The organism is Halomonas sp. KM072 (genome assembly GCF_050710315.1).
Classification (GTDB): Bacteria; Pseudomonadota; Gammaproteobacteria; order Pseudomonadales; family Halomonadaceae; genus Vreelandella; species Vreelandella hamiltonii.
In genome coordinates this window covers 917,764-931,054 of the sequence record NZ_CP136132.1, presented here as the reverse complement: position 1 = coordinate 931,054, position 13,291 = coordinate 917,764, and the positions used below count along the sequence as shown (strand labels likewise).

Here is a 13,291-nt window from a genome sequence, read left to right as displayed (position 1 = left end):
GAGCCCCTCGTGACAGCCATCAGCTCCGACACTGCAGCGGTCAAGACGCTCCATGCACAGCATCTGGCCAAGAGTTACAAGCGCCGCCGCGTGGTCAAGGATATCAACCTGGAAATTGCCCAAGGCAGTGTCGTTGGCCTGCTAGGCCCCAACGGCGCTGGCAAGACCACCTCGTTCTACATGATCGTCGGCCTGGTGAAGGCCGATGCTGGCAAAGTGGGCATCGACGATCTCGACCTGACCCGGGCGCCGATGCATGAACGTGCCCTGGCAGGCATCGGCTACCTGCCTCAGGAAGCATCGATCTTTCGCAAACTGTCGGTGGCCGACAATATCATGGCCATTCTGGAAACGCGTCGTGAGCTCGACCGCAGCAGCCGAGAAGCCAAGCTCGAATCGCTGCTGGAAGATTTTCACATCACCCATATTCGCGACAACCTGGGCATGAGCCTCTCGGGCGGCGAGCGGCGGCGGGTGGAAATCGCTCGCTCGCTGGCCACCGAACCTGCCTTCATTCTGCTGGATGAACCATTTGCCGGCGTCGACCCCATTTCCGTGGGCGATATCAAATCGATCATACGCGCCCTCAAGAAGCGTCATATTGGCGTCCTCATCACCGACCACAACGTGCGTGAAACCCTGGATATCTGCGATATTGCCTACATAGTTGGCGACGGACACATCATCGCCAGTGGAAACCCCCAGGAAATCCTCAATAACCAGAAGGTACGTGACGTCTATCTGGGCGCCGACTTCCGGCTTTAAACAATGGCCCACGAAGACATTTTATTTAGTGGCATGCTTATTGCACTTGCACCAAACGCAGACTCGCTCTAGGGTGGAGCTTTCTGATTAACGAGTGGTTCTCAGATGGTCATGAAAGCTTCTCTTCAACTGCGCATCGGCACACAGCTGACCATGACACCTCAGCTGCAGCAGGCCATTGCGCTGCTTCAGCTATCGACGCTGGACCTTCGTCAAGAAATTCAGCAGGCGCTGGATGCCAACCCCATGCTCGAGCAGGAAGATGAGTTTGGCGAACAGGCCGTCAGCGAGCCTCAGGAAGCCGAGTGGGCAGACAGCATCCCCAGCGAGCTTTCCGTAGACAGCGACTGGTCCGATACGTACCAGGACATGGGGAGCATGGGCGGCAGCAGCGAAGGCCCGGACTTCGAGCGTCAGGCGGCGGGGCAGAGCCTGCACGGTCACCTGCTTTGGCAATTGGCCATGACCGACTTCTCCTCCCGTGAACATGCCATCGCCGAAAGCCTCATCGATGCGCTGGATGCCAACGGCTACCTGACCCAGCCTCTCAACGACATTCGCGAGGGGCTCAAGGCACAAGGCCACGACGGCCTGAGCCAGCGCGAGGTCGAAAACACCCTGCTGCGCCTTCAGCAGTTCGAACCCACCGGAGTATTTGCCCGAGACCTGCGGGAGTGCCTGATGCTGCAGCTGGCCTCGCTGCCCGAAGACACCCCGCTGCTGATGCCTGCCAAACGCCTGGTACGCCAGTTTCTCGAAGCCCTTGGCAAGGACGACATGCGCTTGCTGAAGCGACGCCTGAGCCTCGACGACGAGCAGTTGGACGATGTCATCCGTTTAATTCGCAGCCTTGACCCCAGGCCTGGAAGCGCCTACGGCATCACCGACGACAGCTATGTCACGCCAGATCTGGTGGTACGCCACGATCACGAGGGCTGGCACCTGGAACTCAACCCGGAAGCGCTGCCTCGACTGCGTATTCAGCCCGACTACGCCAGTCTGATCAAACGCGCCGACAAGAGCCAGGACAACCAGTTTCTGAAAGAGCATCTCCAGGAGGCTCGCTGGCTGATCAAAAGCCTTTCGAGCCGCAATGACACCCTGCTGCGCGTGGGGCGCGAGATCATTGCTCGGCAGATCGGCTTTCTGGAGCATGGCGAAGAAGCCATGAAACCGCTGATTCTGGCCGATATCGCCGAAGCGGTGGAGATGCATGAGTCGACCATCTCGCGGGTCACTACCCAGAAATACATTCATACCCCGCGCGGGGTGTTCGAGCTCAAGTACTTCTTCTCCAGCCAAGTCAGCGGCCAGGAAGGTGGCGACAGCCATTCCAGCACGGCCATTCGAGCACGCATCAAGAAACTGATTCAGGACGAGCCTCCGGGCAAGCCACTCTCCGACAGCCGTCTGGTCACCCTGCTGGAAGCGGGCGGCATCACCGTGGCCCGCCGCACCGTGGCCAAGTACCGTGAGTCGATGGGTATACCTTCGTCGAGTGAGCGCCGTCGTTTACGCTAGTTAAACGCTCTCGCCCAACAAACTCTCGACGAGGGCTTTGCAATGGCCCAAAAAGGGTTACAATCGAAGTACAGTCCGATGGATAAGGAGCACGTCAATGCAAGTAAACATCACTGGTCATCACGTTGAACTGACTGACGCCTTGCGTGACTACGTAAACGAAAAGCTGGAACGCGTTGAACGTCACTACGACAACATCACGACCGTCCAGGTCACCTTATCTGTTGAAAAGGAGCGCCAGCAAGCCGCCTGCACCCTGCACGCAGCAGGAGCCGACCTTCATGCCGAAGCGCTGGACAACGACATGTACGCAGCCATTGACGCCCTGGCGGACAAAATCGACCGTCAGCTCGTAAAACACAAGGAAAAAGCACAAGCCCGCGCCCAAGGCGCTGGCGTGCGTTAACCCGATGATGTTGGAAACCATTCTCCCCCCGGAGCGCGTGCTGTACGACGTGCCCGGGGGCAGCAAAAAAAGGGTGCTGGAGTTTTTCAGCACCTTTATCGCTCAAAACACGCCCAGCCTGGATAGCCAGGAAGTCTTCAGTCGATTGATTGGCCGTGAACGGCTGGGCAGTACCGGCATCGGCAATGGCGTGGCCATTCCCCACGCACGCAGTCCTCACTGCAGCACGCCGATTGCTGGGTTTCTCAAGCTGGCCGAACCCGTCGACTTCGATGCCATCGATGGTGACCCCGTCGATCTGGTGTTCGTGCTGCTGGTACCCGAAGAAGCCGATGATACGCATTTGGCGCTATTGGGTCAGGTCGCCACGATCATGAACGACGCAGCCACACGCCAGCAATTGCGCAATGTCAGCAGCCAGCGTGAACTGCTGACGCTGTTGACCGACAAGATTCGCGAGCAGGCTGCCTAGCGCAGCCTTTGCCGGGCAGCAAGGCCGACGGTAACCCTCTATTCCTTCTCAAGCCAAGAGAGATGCGCTATGCAGCTGGTGATCATTAGCGGCCGTTCAGGGTCCGGTAAGTCCATCGCCCTACAGGCGCTGGAAGATCTTGGCTATTACGCCATCGACAACCTGCCTGCCATGCTGCTGGGCTCGCTGGTCGATGAACTGCGTCAACAGGGCGGACGTACTCATTTGGCCGTCAGCATCGATGCGCGCAACTTGCCTACTGCACTGGAACAGTTGCCTGCTCTGCTGGAAGAACTACGCCAGCGTCAGATCCGTTTTCAGGTCATCTACCTGACCACGGACGCTCGCATTCTGCTGGAGCGCTACTCGGCCACCCGTCGGCGCCACCCGCTGACGCGGGATAGCGACATGACCCTGGAAGAGGCCATCAACAAAGAAGAAGAAACCCTGCTCGAGATTCGGGACCTGGCTGACCTGCTGATCGACACGTCGCGTCTTTCGGTACACGACCTACGCCGCCGCATCACCGATCAGGTTGCTCATCAGCGGCGTGACCAGTTGACCCTGACGTTCGAATCTTTCGGCTACAAACGGGGCGTACCCATGGATGCCGATATCGTGTTCGACGTGCGCTGCCTGCCCAACCCCTACTGGGACCCCAGCTTGCGGCAGTTCACCGGACGCGACGCCAATATCAAGGCCTTCTTGAGAGGCTACCCCATCGTCGATGACATGCGTGACGATATTCATGCCTGGCTGGAGAAATGGCTACCTGCTTACCAAAGCAGTCAGCGCAGCTATATGACCGTGGCCATTGGCTGTACCGGCGGACAGCATCGCTCTGTCTACATGGTCGAGCAACTGGCGCAATCGCTGGTCAAGCGCACTGGCGCTATTCAGCTCAGACACCGGGAATTGGGCTTGCAGTACACGCTGAGCGAATTACCCGCTACCGTCGATGCCGCTTCTTCCACCCCTCCCAGCGACACGACGTCGCCCTGATATCACTCGGCAAAAAGGAACCAGAGTGCCTGAAAGAACCTTAACGCTGACCAACCAACGCGGCCTTCATGCCCGCGCCGCCACCAAACTGGTCAAGTGCGGCCAGCAGTTTTCAGCCCGCATTCACGTGTACAAACAGCAGCAAAAGGCCGATGCGGCCAACATCATGTCGCTGCTGATGCTGGCGGCCCCCTGCGGCACGTCACTCACCATTACCGCAGAAGGTGAAGACGCCGACCAGGCCCTCGATGCCATCCAGGCCCTGTTCGACGCCCGCTTCGACGAGGATCAGTAACCCTCGTCAGCTGCCCGCCACCGTCATGGCGTCCACCAGCCAGCTGCCGGTATGAATGCTGCCACGCGTATCGGTATCATCGCCAATCCCCATCAGGCCAGCGAACATGGTGTTGAGATTGCTGGCAATGGTGAACTCTTCGATGGGGTACTGTACCTCGCCATTCTCCACCCAGAAACCGGCCGCACCGCGAGAGTAGTCACCCGTCACAGCATTGACCCCCTGCCCCATCAGCTCGGTGACCCAAATACCCCGCCCCATCTGCTGCAACAGCTCGTGACGCGGTGTCAGCGGGGCCAACAGACGCAGGTTACGCGCTCCGCCAGCGTTCCCCGTCGACTGCATACCCAGGCGACGCGCGCTGTAGGCAGACAGCATGTAGCTGGCGATCCTGCCCTGCTCGATGAAACGGTTATCTCGGGTCTGCACACCCTCGGCGTCGAAGGGCGAGCTGGCCGTGGCGCCGACTTCCATGGGGCGCTCCTCCAGCCCCATCCACTCCGGGAAAAGCGGGCTGCCCAGGCGATCACACAAGAACGATGCTTCACGATATAACGCCCCGCCCGCCAACGCGCCCATCAGGTGGCCTACCAGGCCTGCGGCCAGGGTTGGGTCGAACAGCACGGGAAACGTACCGGTGGGCGGCTTGCGCGCACCCAGCCGCCGCAGGGTGCGTGCGGCCGCTTCGCGCCCGACGTCCTCCGGGTCACGCAGCTGTACGGGATTGCGCGCCGACGTGTAGTCATAGTCGCGCTGCATACCCTTGTCATCCTGGGCGATCAGCATGCAGGACAGCGAATGGCTGCTGCCCTTTTGGGTACCTAGAAAGCCATGGCTATTGGCGTAGACCCGCACGCCCTCGCCACTGGACAACGAGGCACCTTCGGACTGGTGAATACCGTCCACGCTGCGCCCCGCCTGTTCACAGCGCAGCGCCAGCTCGATGGCCTGCTCGGTCGAGAGCGCCCACGGGTGGTGCACCTTGAGATCCGGCAACCGGGTCGCCATCAGCGCAGCGTCTGCCAATCCGGCAGCAGGGTCTTCGCCGGTATAGCGCGCAATTGCCAGGGCCTTTTCCACCGTGGCGCGCAGCGAGGCGCTGCTGGCATCCGTGGAAGAGGCGCTCCCCTTGCGCTGGCCAACGTAGACCGTAATGGCGATTCCCTGGTCACGGGAAAGCTCGACGGTCTCGACCTCGCCGAGTCGTACGCTGACGCCCACCCCCTGGTCGACACTGGCGCCTACTTCAGCGGCATCGGCGCCCAGCGTTTTCGCCAGGCCAAGGGCTTCTTCCGCCCGCTGCGCCAGTAGCGCCTGCTGCGCTGCTGCATCAAATGCCTGTGCCATGTGGTCTCCTTTTCGCCTCAATTGCATTGGCGAATCAATGTTATGGTCGCAGCCTGATATAATGCTGCCGACGAATCCAAATCAGTGAGTGTCTGTATGCCTAAGCAACGCCCCGAGCCCCTCGATATTGACGAGCAGGAAGAGCGTCCCAGTAAATCCCAGCTCAAGCGTGAAATGCATGCTCTTCAGGCGCTTGGCGAAACCTTGATTGCCATGAAACCCGCCGAACGAGCGCGTTTTCCGCTGTCTGACGACATGCTGCGGGCCATCGAGGAAACCTCGCGCATCCGCTCCCATGAAGGCCGCCGCCGCCACATGCAGTACGTAGGCAAGTTGATCCGCAAGGAGGATCTAGCCGCCATCCAGGGGGTATTCGATGCCATCGAGCAAGAGAAAGAGCAGCGCGACCATGCCTTCCATCGTCTGGAAAAATGGCGTGATCGGCTGGTCGACGAGGGTGACGACGCCGTCGACCTGTTCCTTGCCGACTACCCCGATGCCGACCGCCAGACCCTGCGTCAGCTGGTGCGTAACGCCCGCAAGGAGCGTGAGCAGGGCAAACCGCCGACCAGCGCGCGCAAGCTGTTCAAGCACTTGCGCGATACGCTGGCGCTCTGACCCCCCCACACCAACGATGACGAGCTGCGCTGTCTGACTAGCCGGATTGCGTGCCACCGACGGTCAGCTCGTCCAGCTTGAGGGTAGGCTGCCCAACGCCTACCGGCACGCCCTGGCCCTCCTTGCCGCATACGCCAATCCCGGTATCCATGGCCAGGTCATGGCCAATCATGGACACTCGTCCCATCGCCTCAGGGCCATTGCCGATCAGCGTAGCGCCCTTGACTGGCGAGGTGATGCGCCCATCCTCGATCAGGTAGGCTTCGCTGGCTGAAAACACGAACTTGCCCGACGTGATATCTACCTGCCCGCCACCGAAGCTGACCGCGTAAAGGCCGCGTTTGACGCTTTTGATGATGTCTTCCGGCGCATCCTGCCCGGCCAGCATCACCGTGTTGGTCATACGCGGCATCGGCAGGTGGGCAAAGGATTCACGCCGCGCGTTGCCGGTTGGCGCCATATTCATCAATCGCGCATTCAGCTTGTCCTGCATATAGCCGGTAAGAATGCCATCCTCGATCAGAGGGGTGTACTGGCCTGGCGTGCCCTCGTCATCGACGCTGAGCGCCCCGCGGCTATCCATGACCGTGGCATCGTCTACCACAGTGACGCCCTTGGCCGCCACGCGCTGGCCCATTCGCCCGGCGAAGGCCGAGCTGCCCTTGCGATTGAAGTCACCCTCCAGGCCGTGCCCGACCGCCTCGTGCAAGAGGATGCCAGGCCATCCAGCGCCAAGCACCACGGGCATCTGTCCAGCAGGTGCATCCACCGCTTCCAGGTTGACAAGCGCCTGACGCACGGCCTCTTGGGCATAGCGCTCGGCCACCCCCTCATCGCGCAGGCGAGCCATGGAGTAGCGCCCACCGCCACCGGCGCTACCCCGCTCCCGACGGCCATTCTTGGCCGCGATCACGCTGACATTGAAACGTACCAGCGGTCGCACGTCCGCCGCCAGGGTACCGTCGCTAGCGCGCACCAGCACGACTTCGTAGGTGCCGGACAGCGAGGCACTGACCTGGCTGATGCTGGGGTCGGCAGCGCGCGCGACGCGGTCGGCCTGCTTCAGCATGGCCACCTTCTCCTCGGCGCTCAGCCCTGCCAGCGGGTCGATACCTGCATAGCGCGCCGCTGCGCTTACCGGCACGACACGCTGGCCAGGCAACTGCTTGCCACTGCGCACGATGCCCGACGCGGTGCGTCCGGTATCCATCAGAGCATCGGCAGTAATCTGGTTGGAGTAGGCAAAGCCGGTTTTTTCGCCGGCCAGCGTCCGCACACCGACCCCGCCATCGATGTTGTAACTCGCTTCCTTGACCTCACCGTCTTCCAGCACCCACCCCTCCTGCCAGGTGCGCTGAAAGTAAAGGTCAGCATAATCGATGCCTGCCCCCATGGCGTAGCCAAGGCCCGTATCCAGGGCTTCCAGATCGAGACCACCCGGCGTTAGCAAAATGGAAATTGCAGACTCTATATCGCTTGTGTGTGCGGTCATTGAGGGCCTTCTAAAGTAACCTGCGGCGAGGTCCAAGGACCTCGCACGCGATAATGAATGGTGGTGGCCTGGGCCAGTGCGTCACCAAAGAGCCGGTCGGCAATAAAGAGCGCCCCACCGACGATGGGAGCACCCACCGCGATTGCAGCGATAGGCAGACTTTGGCTCACTGGCAGTGTGACGCCAAGACGCTGATCGAGTTCGCGCTGCAAGAGATTAACATTTCCTGTCAGCGTAAAGGTCGTGGCAGGGGCATCAATTTGTAGGGGGCCACGCAGCAACAGCTGCCCTTGGGCCACGTCTGCCGTGCCATGCACCCGATCGAACGCCGTCCCTTGCCCGGTCACATCCGAAAAATCAAAGCGCAGTCTGCGCAGAATGTTATCGAAGTTGAGCAGCCCCACCAGCCGAGCAGGTGCCGAGTCGAGCATCACGAAGCGCCCGTCACGAATATCCGTGCTCAGCTCCCCACCTGCGCGGGCCAGCGCAAACTGCCAGGGCGCCCCCGCCCAGGCAAGCTCGGCGGCCACGTTGGTGGTGCGGCTGCGCATGGCAACGGGCTGCCCCAGACGCTCCAGGGCAGTGCCCAGATCTCCCCCCTGGATCGTCAGGTCAGCGCGCGTGCGGCTGGTCACCGGATTACCTTCCCAGTGCAGCTCGCCACGCGCCGAGAGCTGCCCCAACGTCAGCCCCACCGGCGCAATCGAGAGACGCTGATCGTTCGTTTGCCAATACGCCGTCAGAGGACCGTAAACGCCATTGCCAACACTCAGTTCGGCCAGTCGCAATCGCCCGTCGGGCACGGAGGCCAGCCATTCGGGGATAGGGGCTGGAGCCGCGTATTCGGTGGTGATCTCATCCAGCCAGGAGTCTGGTGCAGAGACGACGTTGGCCTGCTCCTCACCGGGCAGGTCAAGCAGACGGTCAGCGGCCAGATAGCTCACCACCACATCCAGCGGACGAGCCTCGCGAGGCTGATAGCTCACGCGTCCCGACAGCAGCTCACCATTGATTTGCAGCTGCGCTCGGTCCGCCTCGGCACTGCCGGACGCCGTCATGGCGCCCAGACACTCGTCTCGATAACGTAAACAGGACGTCCTCAGCACGGCTTCGAGGGTCGGCAACGCCCCGGACGTCGGCGCCCCCCCCGCCCCCTTGTCGAACAGCGGCGACAAGGCCTGCTGCCAGGCCAAGGGGTCAATGGTGTTTAGCGATGCATCGATTTTCCAGCCTGGCTGCTGGGGCCATTCCACCAACGGTGCCACGCTGCCCAGCGCGACCTCGCCCATCACACCTTCTGGCTCTCTGAGCGCCAGACGCATGGCCAGCAGATCAGCCATCCGCACCTCTCCTCTGGCACTGGAAAAATCAGCGCGCACCCGTAACGGCCAGGGCTGCTCGGCGCGTTTATCGAACGGCTCGGGCAGCTGACTGCTCAGCCCAACCAGCTGGCTTTGCACACTCAAGGTCGGGGTGTCTTCCCAGTTCACCACGCCTTCCCAGGCCGTGCGCCCGCGCAGCACCTCTTGTGCCGTGTCCGGCATGCCCGCCAGCGCCCAGAGCGCCGCGCTATCCACCTCACCACTGAGCCGCACCCGCTGCTGATCTTCATCAAAGTCGGCGCGGATTCCCCCGCCTTGCCAACGCCCCTGCAGATTGCCCAGCAGCGCCCGCTGCTCGCCCGACTGCTGCCAGCTCACCTCGCCTTCGACCTGGCGCAGTGACACAGGCATCGGTGGGTAGCGCACGACCTCCAGAGAAGGCACCACGTTGATATCCAGCGACAGCCCTTCTGGATGCTCCAAAGGCACCACCGCCGCCAGGCTGCCGTCGACCACGCCTTCAGCGCTGAGCTCGTCGAGCGGCAACTCGCCCGCTTCTGGCATGGCCTTGAGAAAGCGCAACAGCGAGGCACCATCGCTGTGCAATTGCCCCGACAGCCGCAGCATGTTGTCTTCACCCAGCTGGACGGCTCCATCAGACAGCTGGACCCCTTGACTCTGGGCACTCGCCACCTGCGCCTTCAGCTCTCCCCCCTGCCATATCAAGCGGCCATCGATCTCTTCCAGCAGCGGCCAACCGTCAGCTATCGGCAAGTAGCCCTCGCGCACCAGCAGTGCCAGCGTGGCAGAGAATGGCGGCGCGCTACCGGGCTCTCCAAACGGCAGACTCATTTTGAGCGCCCCCTGCGGCACTCGGCCACCGATGTCTTTTTGCAACCATTCCCGCAACTCCGGCCCCAACACACCCAGCGGCAACCATTGCCCTAACGGGCGCTCCACGGCATCGACATTCTCGAAGGCGAGGTCGAGACCAAATTGACCACGCTGCTGCCCCGTGATCAGGCCAAAGCCACCCTCGATTCGGGCGCCATCCCAATCGACTTTAAGCTCACGCCCGCTGATCATGGTACGTGGGCCATCGTAGACCCACTCCACCACCCCCTCGGCATGCCCCAGCTGCATGGGCGCTTCGAAGAGCTGCGGGAAGTAGAGTTCGCTGCTGCCCGCACTGCTGAAGGTCACCCGGCCACGCAGGTCACGCGCCTGCACCCAGGCATCCAGAGGGCCTCCACCGGGTGCCTGCTGCCACGGGTCGACCGCGACGTTGGTCAGCGCGGCATCGACCCCCCAGCGCCCTTCACGCTGTCCTAGCCGCAGCCCCTGCACCTGCCCTCTGGGGGCCAGGGTTTGCAGCACCCGCGTCAGCGACTCGGGTAACAGGGCGTACTCGCGCCAGGCGGCCAGCGAGGCCAGTTCGAAGGCGCTGGTGCGCAGTTCCCAACGGCCGGGCTCGTGGGCCAGATACCAGTGGTAAGGTAGGGCAGGACCGTCACTGATGCCCTCTGGCTGTGCCCACTCGACGCTTTCTGCGTTGCCGCTCAGCCAGGCTTCACCGCCCTCCCCGTTGCGCTGCCACTGCCCGGAGGCCTGGATGTTGCGCAGCACGGCATACTCCACATCCCGGCGCAGGGTCAGCTCGGGCATATCGACCGCAAGTCGGGCATCCTCAAGGCGCCCTTCTCGCCAGCGTCCCCATAGCTGCACCTGACCGCCCGCCTGCTCCAGATACGGCATCTGCTCGGGTCGAAACAGCGCTGCCAGCACCACCAGATGATCCAGCTGCATATTCATCTGCAGCGCGGCCGAAAAATCACTCAAGCCACGCGCACCTGGCTGCATCTCGGCGCCCATGGTGATGGCAGGCAGCGCCGCGGCTTGCTGGTCGGGGTCTTCCACCACCGTCAGCTCGCCAGAGAGCCGCGTCCGACGCTCATCGCCATCCAGCACCAGCGACGGTGCATGCAACAGCACCGTCTGCTCACGCCCATGCAGCAGCACGCGGCTGTTGTCTACCCATAGACGCTGCCGGAGCAACAACCCTGCCCAGGCGTCGATCAACGCCAGATCGATATCCGGCTGCGGGGCCATGCCCAAGGGAAGCCTGGCGGGCGCCGGCCATCCCCAAGTGGTTCCAGGGGTTTGATAGAGGTGGAACTCGAGGCCCGCCATGCGGGCATCGCTGAAAATGGGTGCCCAATGGCGCAGGCTCGCCAAACCATCCAGGCGTAAATGCACGCGCTCGACGGCAGCCAGCGGGTCGCCTTGAGGGGTATCGATACGCAGGTCTTCGAGCAGGAAACGCAGATCATTGCGCGCCAACGAGAGCGATACTTGCCCGATACTCACCGGCGCACCGATTCTGGCTTCCAGCACGGCTTCGATGCGTGGCGCGAGTGCATCGCTCTGGCTGAGGGCCACGCGCAGCGTCACCAGCAGTAACGCCAGCAGGCCCAGCAGTACTGCCAGCGTCACCAGTACGACGCGAAGCAAGAGGCGGAGTAAGGAGCTTGACGCAGCCATCACATGAGTACGATATCGTACTGCTCTTGGGAGTAGTGCTGCTCGACCTGAAAGCGAATGGTCTTGTTGATGAAGGTTTCCAGATCAGCCACGGCCGCCGACTCTTCATCCAACAAACGATCCACCACCGGCTGAGAGGCCAGCACCATGTAGGTTTCTGCGCTGTAGGCACGCTCTTCACGCAGGATTTCGCGGAAGATTTCGTAGCAGATGGTTTCGGGGGTCTTCAAGGTACCGCGGCCGGCGCAGGTGGGACAGGCCTCGCACAGCGTTTGTTCGAGACTTTCCCGCGTACGCTTGCGGGTCAGCTGCACCAGCCCCAGCTCGGTTATCCCGGTACATTTGGTTTTTGCATGGTCACGCTCCAGCGCCTTTTCCAATACGCGAAGCACCTGACGCTGATGCTCGACATCCACCATGTCGATGAAGTCGATAATGATGATACCGCCCAGGTTGCGCAGCCGTAACTGACGGGCAATGGCCGTCGCGGCTTCCAGGTTGGTCTTGAAAATGGTCTCTTCCAGATTGCGATGGCCGACGTACCCACCGGTGTTGACGTCGATGGTCGTCATGGCTTCGGTAGGATCGATGACCAGATACCCACCGGATTTGAGCTGCACCTTGCGCCCCAGGGCTTTCTGAATCTCGTCTTCGACGCTGTAGAGGTCAAAAATCGGTCGCTCGCCCGGGTAGTACTCGATACGGTCCACCGCGTCGGGCATGAACTCTTCGGCAAACTCGACCAGCTTGATGAAGTTTTCCCGGGAGTCGATGCGTACTTTTTCGATATCATCGCGCATGACGTCACGCAGGGTGCGCATGAACAGCGGCAAGTCGTCGTAGATCACGCTGGGCGGGGAAGCGGTGATCTTGCGCTCGCTGACCTTGCGCCAGATGCGCAGCAGAAAATACATGTCGCTGGCCAGCTCTTCATCGCCCACGCCTTCTGCCGCCGTGCGCACGATGAAGCCACCCGTCACGTCGATGGTCTGTTCTGCGATGCTCTTGTCCAGCAGCGCTTTCAGCCGCTCACGCTCGCGTTCGTCTTCGATACGCTGGGAAACGCCATGGTGAGGCGAGTCCGGCATGTAGACCAGGTAACGCGAAGGAATCGAGAGATGGGTAGTCAGCCGCGCCCCTTTCGTGCCGATAGGGTCCTTGGTGACCTGCACGACCAGGGCCTGGCCTTCGTGCAGCAACTGCCCGATGGTCTGCTGCTCATCGCTAGGGGTGCCGGGCGGCATCACTTCATGGGCATGAATGAAAGCGGCGCGTTCAAGGCCAATATCGACAAAGGCAGCCTGCATGCCAGGCAGTACGCGAACCACTTTGCCTTTGTAGATATTACCCACGATCCCACGGCGACGAGAACGCTCGATGAGCGCCTCCTGCAACACGCCATTTTCCACCAGCGCGACGCGGGTCTCCATGGGCGTCAAATTGATAAGGACTTCACCGCTCATGCACAATTCCTTATTGAATATCCGGTTCCTTGCCAGCGCAGCGGTCG

The 13,291-nt window shown here is 61.7% G+C and carries 11 protein-coding genes; 7 read left to right on the top strand and 4 right to left on the bottom strand.

Annotated elements, in window-relative coordinates; translation table 11 throughout:
* Positions 1 to 18 precede the first annotated feature (18 nt).
* The 6 genes from lptB (at position 19) to RVM26_RS04160 (ending at position 4,461) form a co-directional block, all read left to right on the top strand.
* Positions 19 to 765, top strand: coding sequence for an LPS export ABC transporter ATP-binding protein (gene lptB / locus RVM26_RS04185; protein WP_498941705.1), 747 nt, complete (start codon positions 19 to 21; stop codon positions 763 to 765).
* Positions 766 to 870: 105 nt separating this feature from the next.
* On the top strand, positions 871 to 2,286 hold the full coding sequence (locus RVM26_RS04180) for an RNA polymerase factor sigma-54 (protein ID WP_081137013.1): 1,416 nt from the start codon (positions 871 to 873) through the stop codon (positions 2,284 to 2,286).
* 97 nt (positions 2,287 to 2,383) lie between these two features.
* Entirely contained in the window at positions 2,384 to 2,692 is a 309-nt protein-coding gene (hpf, locus tag RVM26_RS04175) for a ribosome hibernation-promoting factor, HPF/YfiA family (protein WP_027335376.1), read from the top strand.
* A 4-nt stretch (positions 2,693 to 2,696) separates the two neighbouring features.
* Entirely contained in the window at positions 2,697 to 3,164 is a 468-nt protein-coding gene (gene ptsN / locus RVM26_RS04170; RefSeq protein WP_498940991.1) for a PTS sugar transporter subunit IIA, read from the top strand.
* Between the two features lie 69 nt (positions 3,165 to 3,233).
* Positions 3,234 to 4,166 (top strand): RapZ family nucleotide-binding protein, encoded by a 933-nt coding sequence (rapZ, locus tag RVM26_RS04165; RefSeq protein WP_498940989.1) that lies wholly within the window; start codon positions 3,234 to 3,236, stop codon positions 4,164 to 4,166.
* Between the two features lie 25 nt (positions 4,167 to 4,191).
* The gene (locus RVM26_RS04160) at positions 4,192 to 4,461 is read left to right on the top strand and encodes an HPr family phosphocarrier protein (protein WP_039177479.1); all 270 of its coding nucleotides are present in this window, start codon (positions 4,192 to 4,194) and stop codon (positions 4,459 to 4,461) included.
* Positions 4,462 to 4,467: 6 nt separating this feature from the next.
* On the opposite strand, the gene pmbA is transcribed toward RVM26_RS04160, so the two are convergent.
* Positions 4,468 to 5,808, bottom strand: a complete 1,341-nt coding sequence (gene pmbA, locus RVM26_RS04155; RefSeq protein ID WP_039177481.1) for a metalloprotease PmbA — start codon at positions 5,806 to 5,808, stop codon at positions 4,468 to 4,470.
* A 96-nt stretch (positions 5,809 to 5,904) separates the two neighbouring features.
* Here pmbA and yjgA point away from each other — a divergent pair, with 96 nt between their 5' ends.
* Entirely contained in the window at positions 5,905 to 6,426 is a 522-nt protein-coding gene (gene yjgA, locus RVM26_RS04150; protein ID WP_016913474.1) for a ribosome biogenesis factor YjgA, read from the top strand.
* Between the two features lie 37 nt (positions 6,427 to 6,463).
* Here yjgA and tldD read toward each other — a convergent pair whose 3' ends face one another.
* The 3 genes from tldD to rng are packed head-to-tail and all read right to left on the bottom strand — an operon-like array spanning position 6,464 to position 13,244.
* Entirely contained in the window at positions 6,464 to 7,918 is a 1,455-nt protein-coding gene (tldD, locus tag RVM26_RS04145; protein ID WP_498940985.1) for a metalloprotease PmbA/TldD family protein, read from the bottom strand.
* Complete coding sequence (locus RVM26_RS04140; protein ID WP_498940983.1) at positions 7,915 to 11,781, bottom strand: YhdP family phospholipid transporter; 3,867 nt, start codon at positions 11,779 to 11,781, stop codon at positions 7,915 to 7,917. Before RVM26_RS04140 ends, tldD begins: the two co-directional genes overlap by 4 nt.
* The gene (rng, locus tag RVM26_RS04135; protein ID WP_498940982.1) at positions 11,781 to 13,244 is read right to left on the bottom strand and encodes an Rne/Rng family ribonuclease; all 1,464 of its coding nucleotides are present in this window, start codon (positions 13,242 to 13,244) and stop codon (positions 11,781 to 11,783) included. The genes RVM26_RS04140 and rng overlap by 1 nt, the downstream gene beginning before the upstream one ends.
* Positions 13,245 to 13,291: the final 47 nt, after the last annotated feature.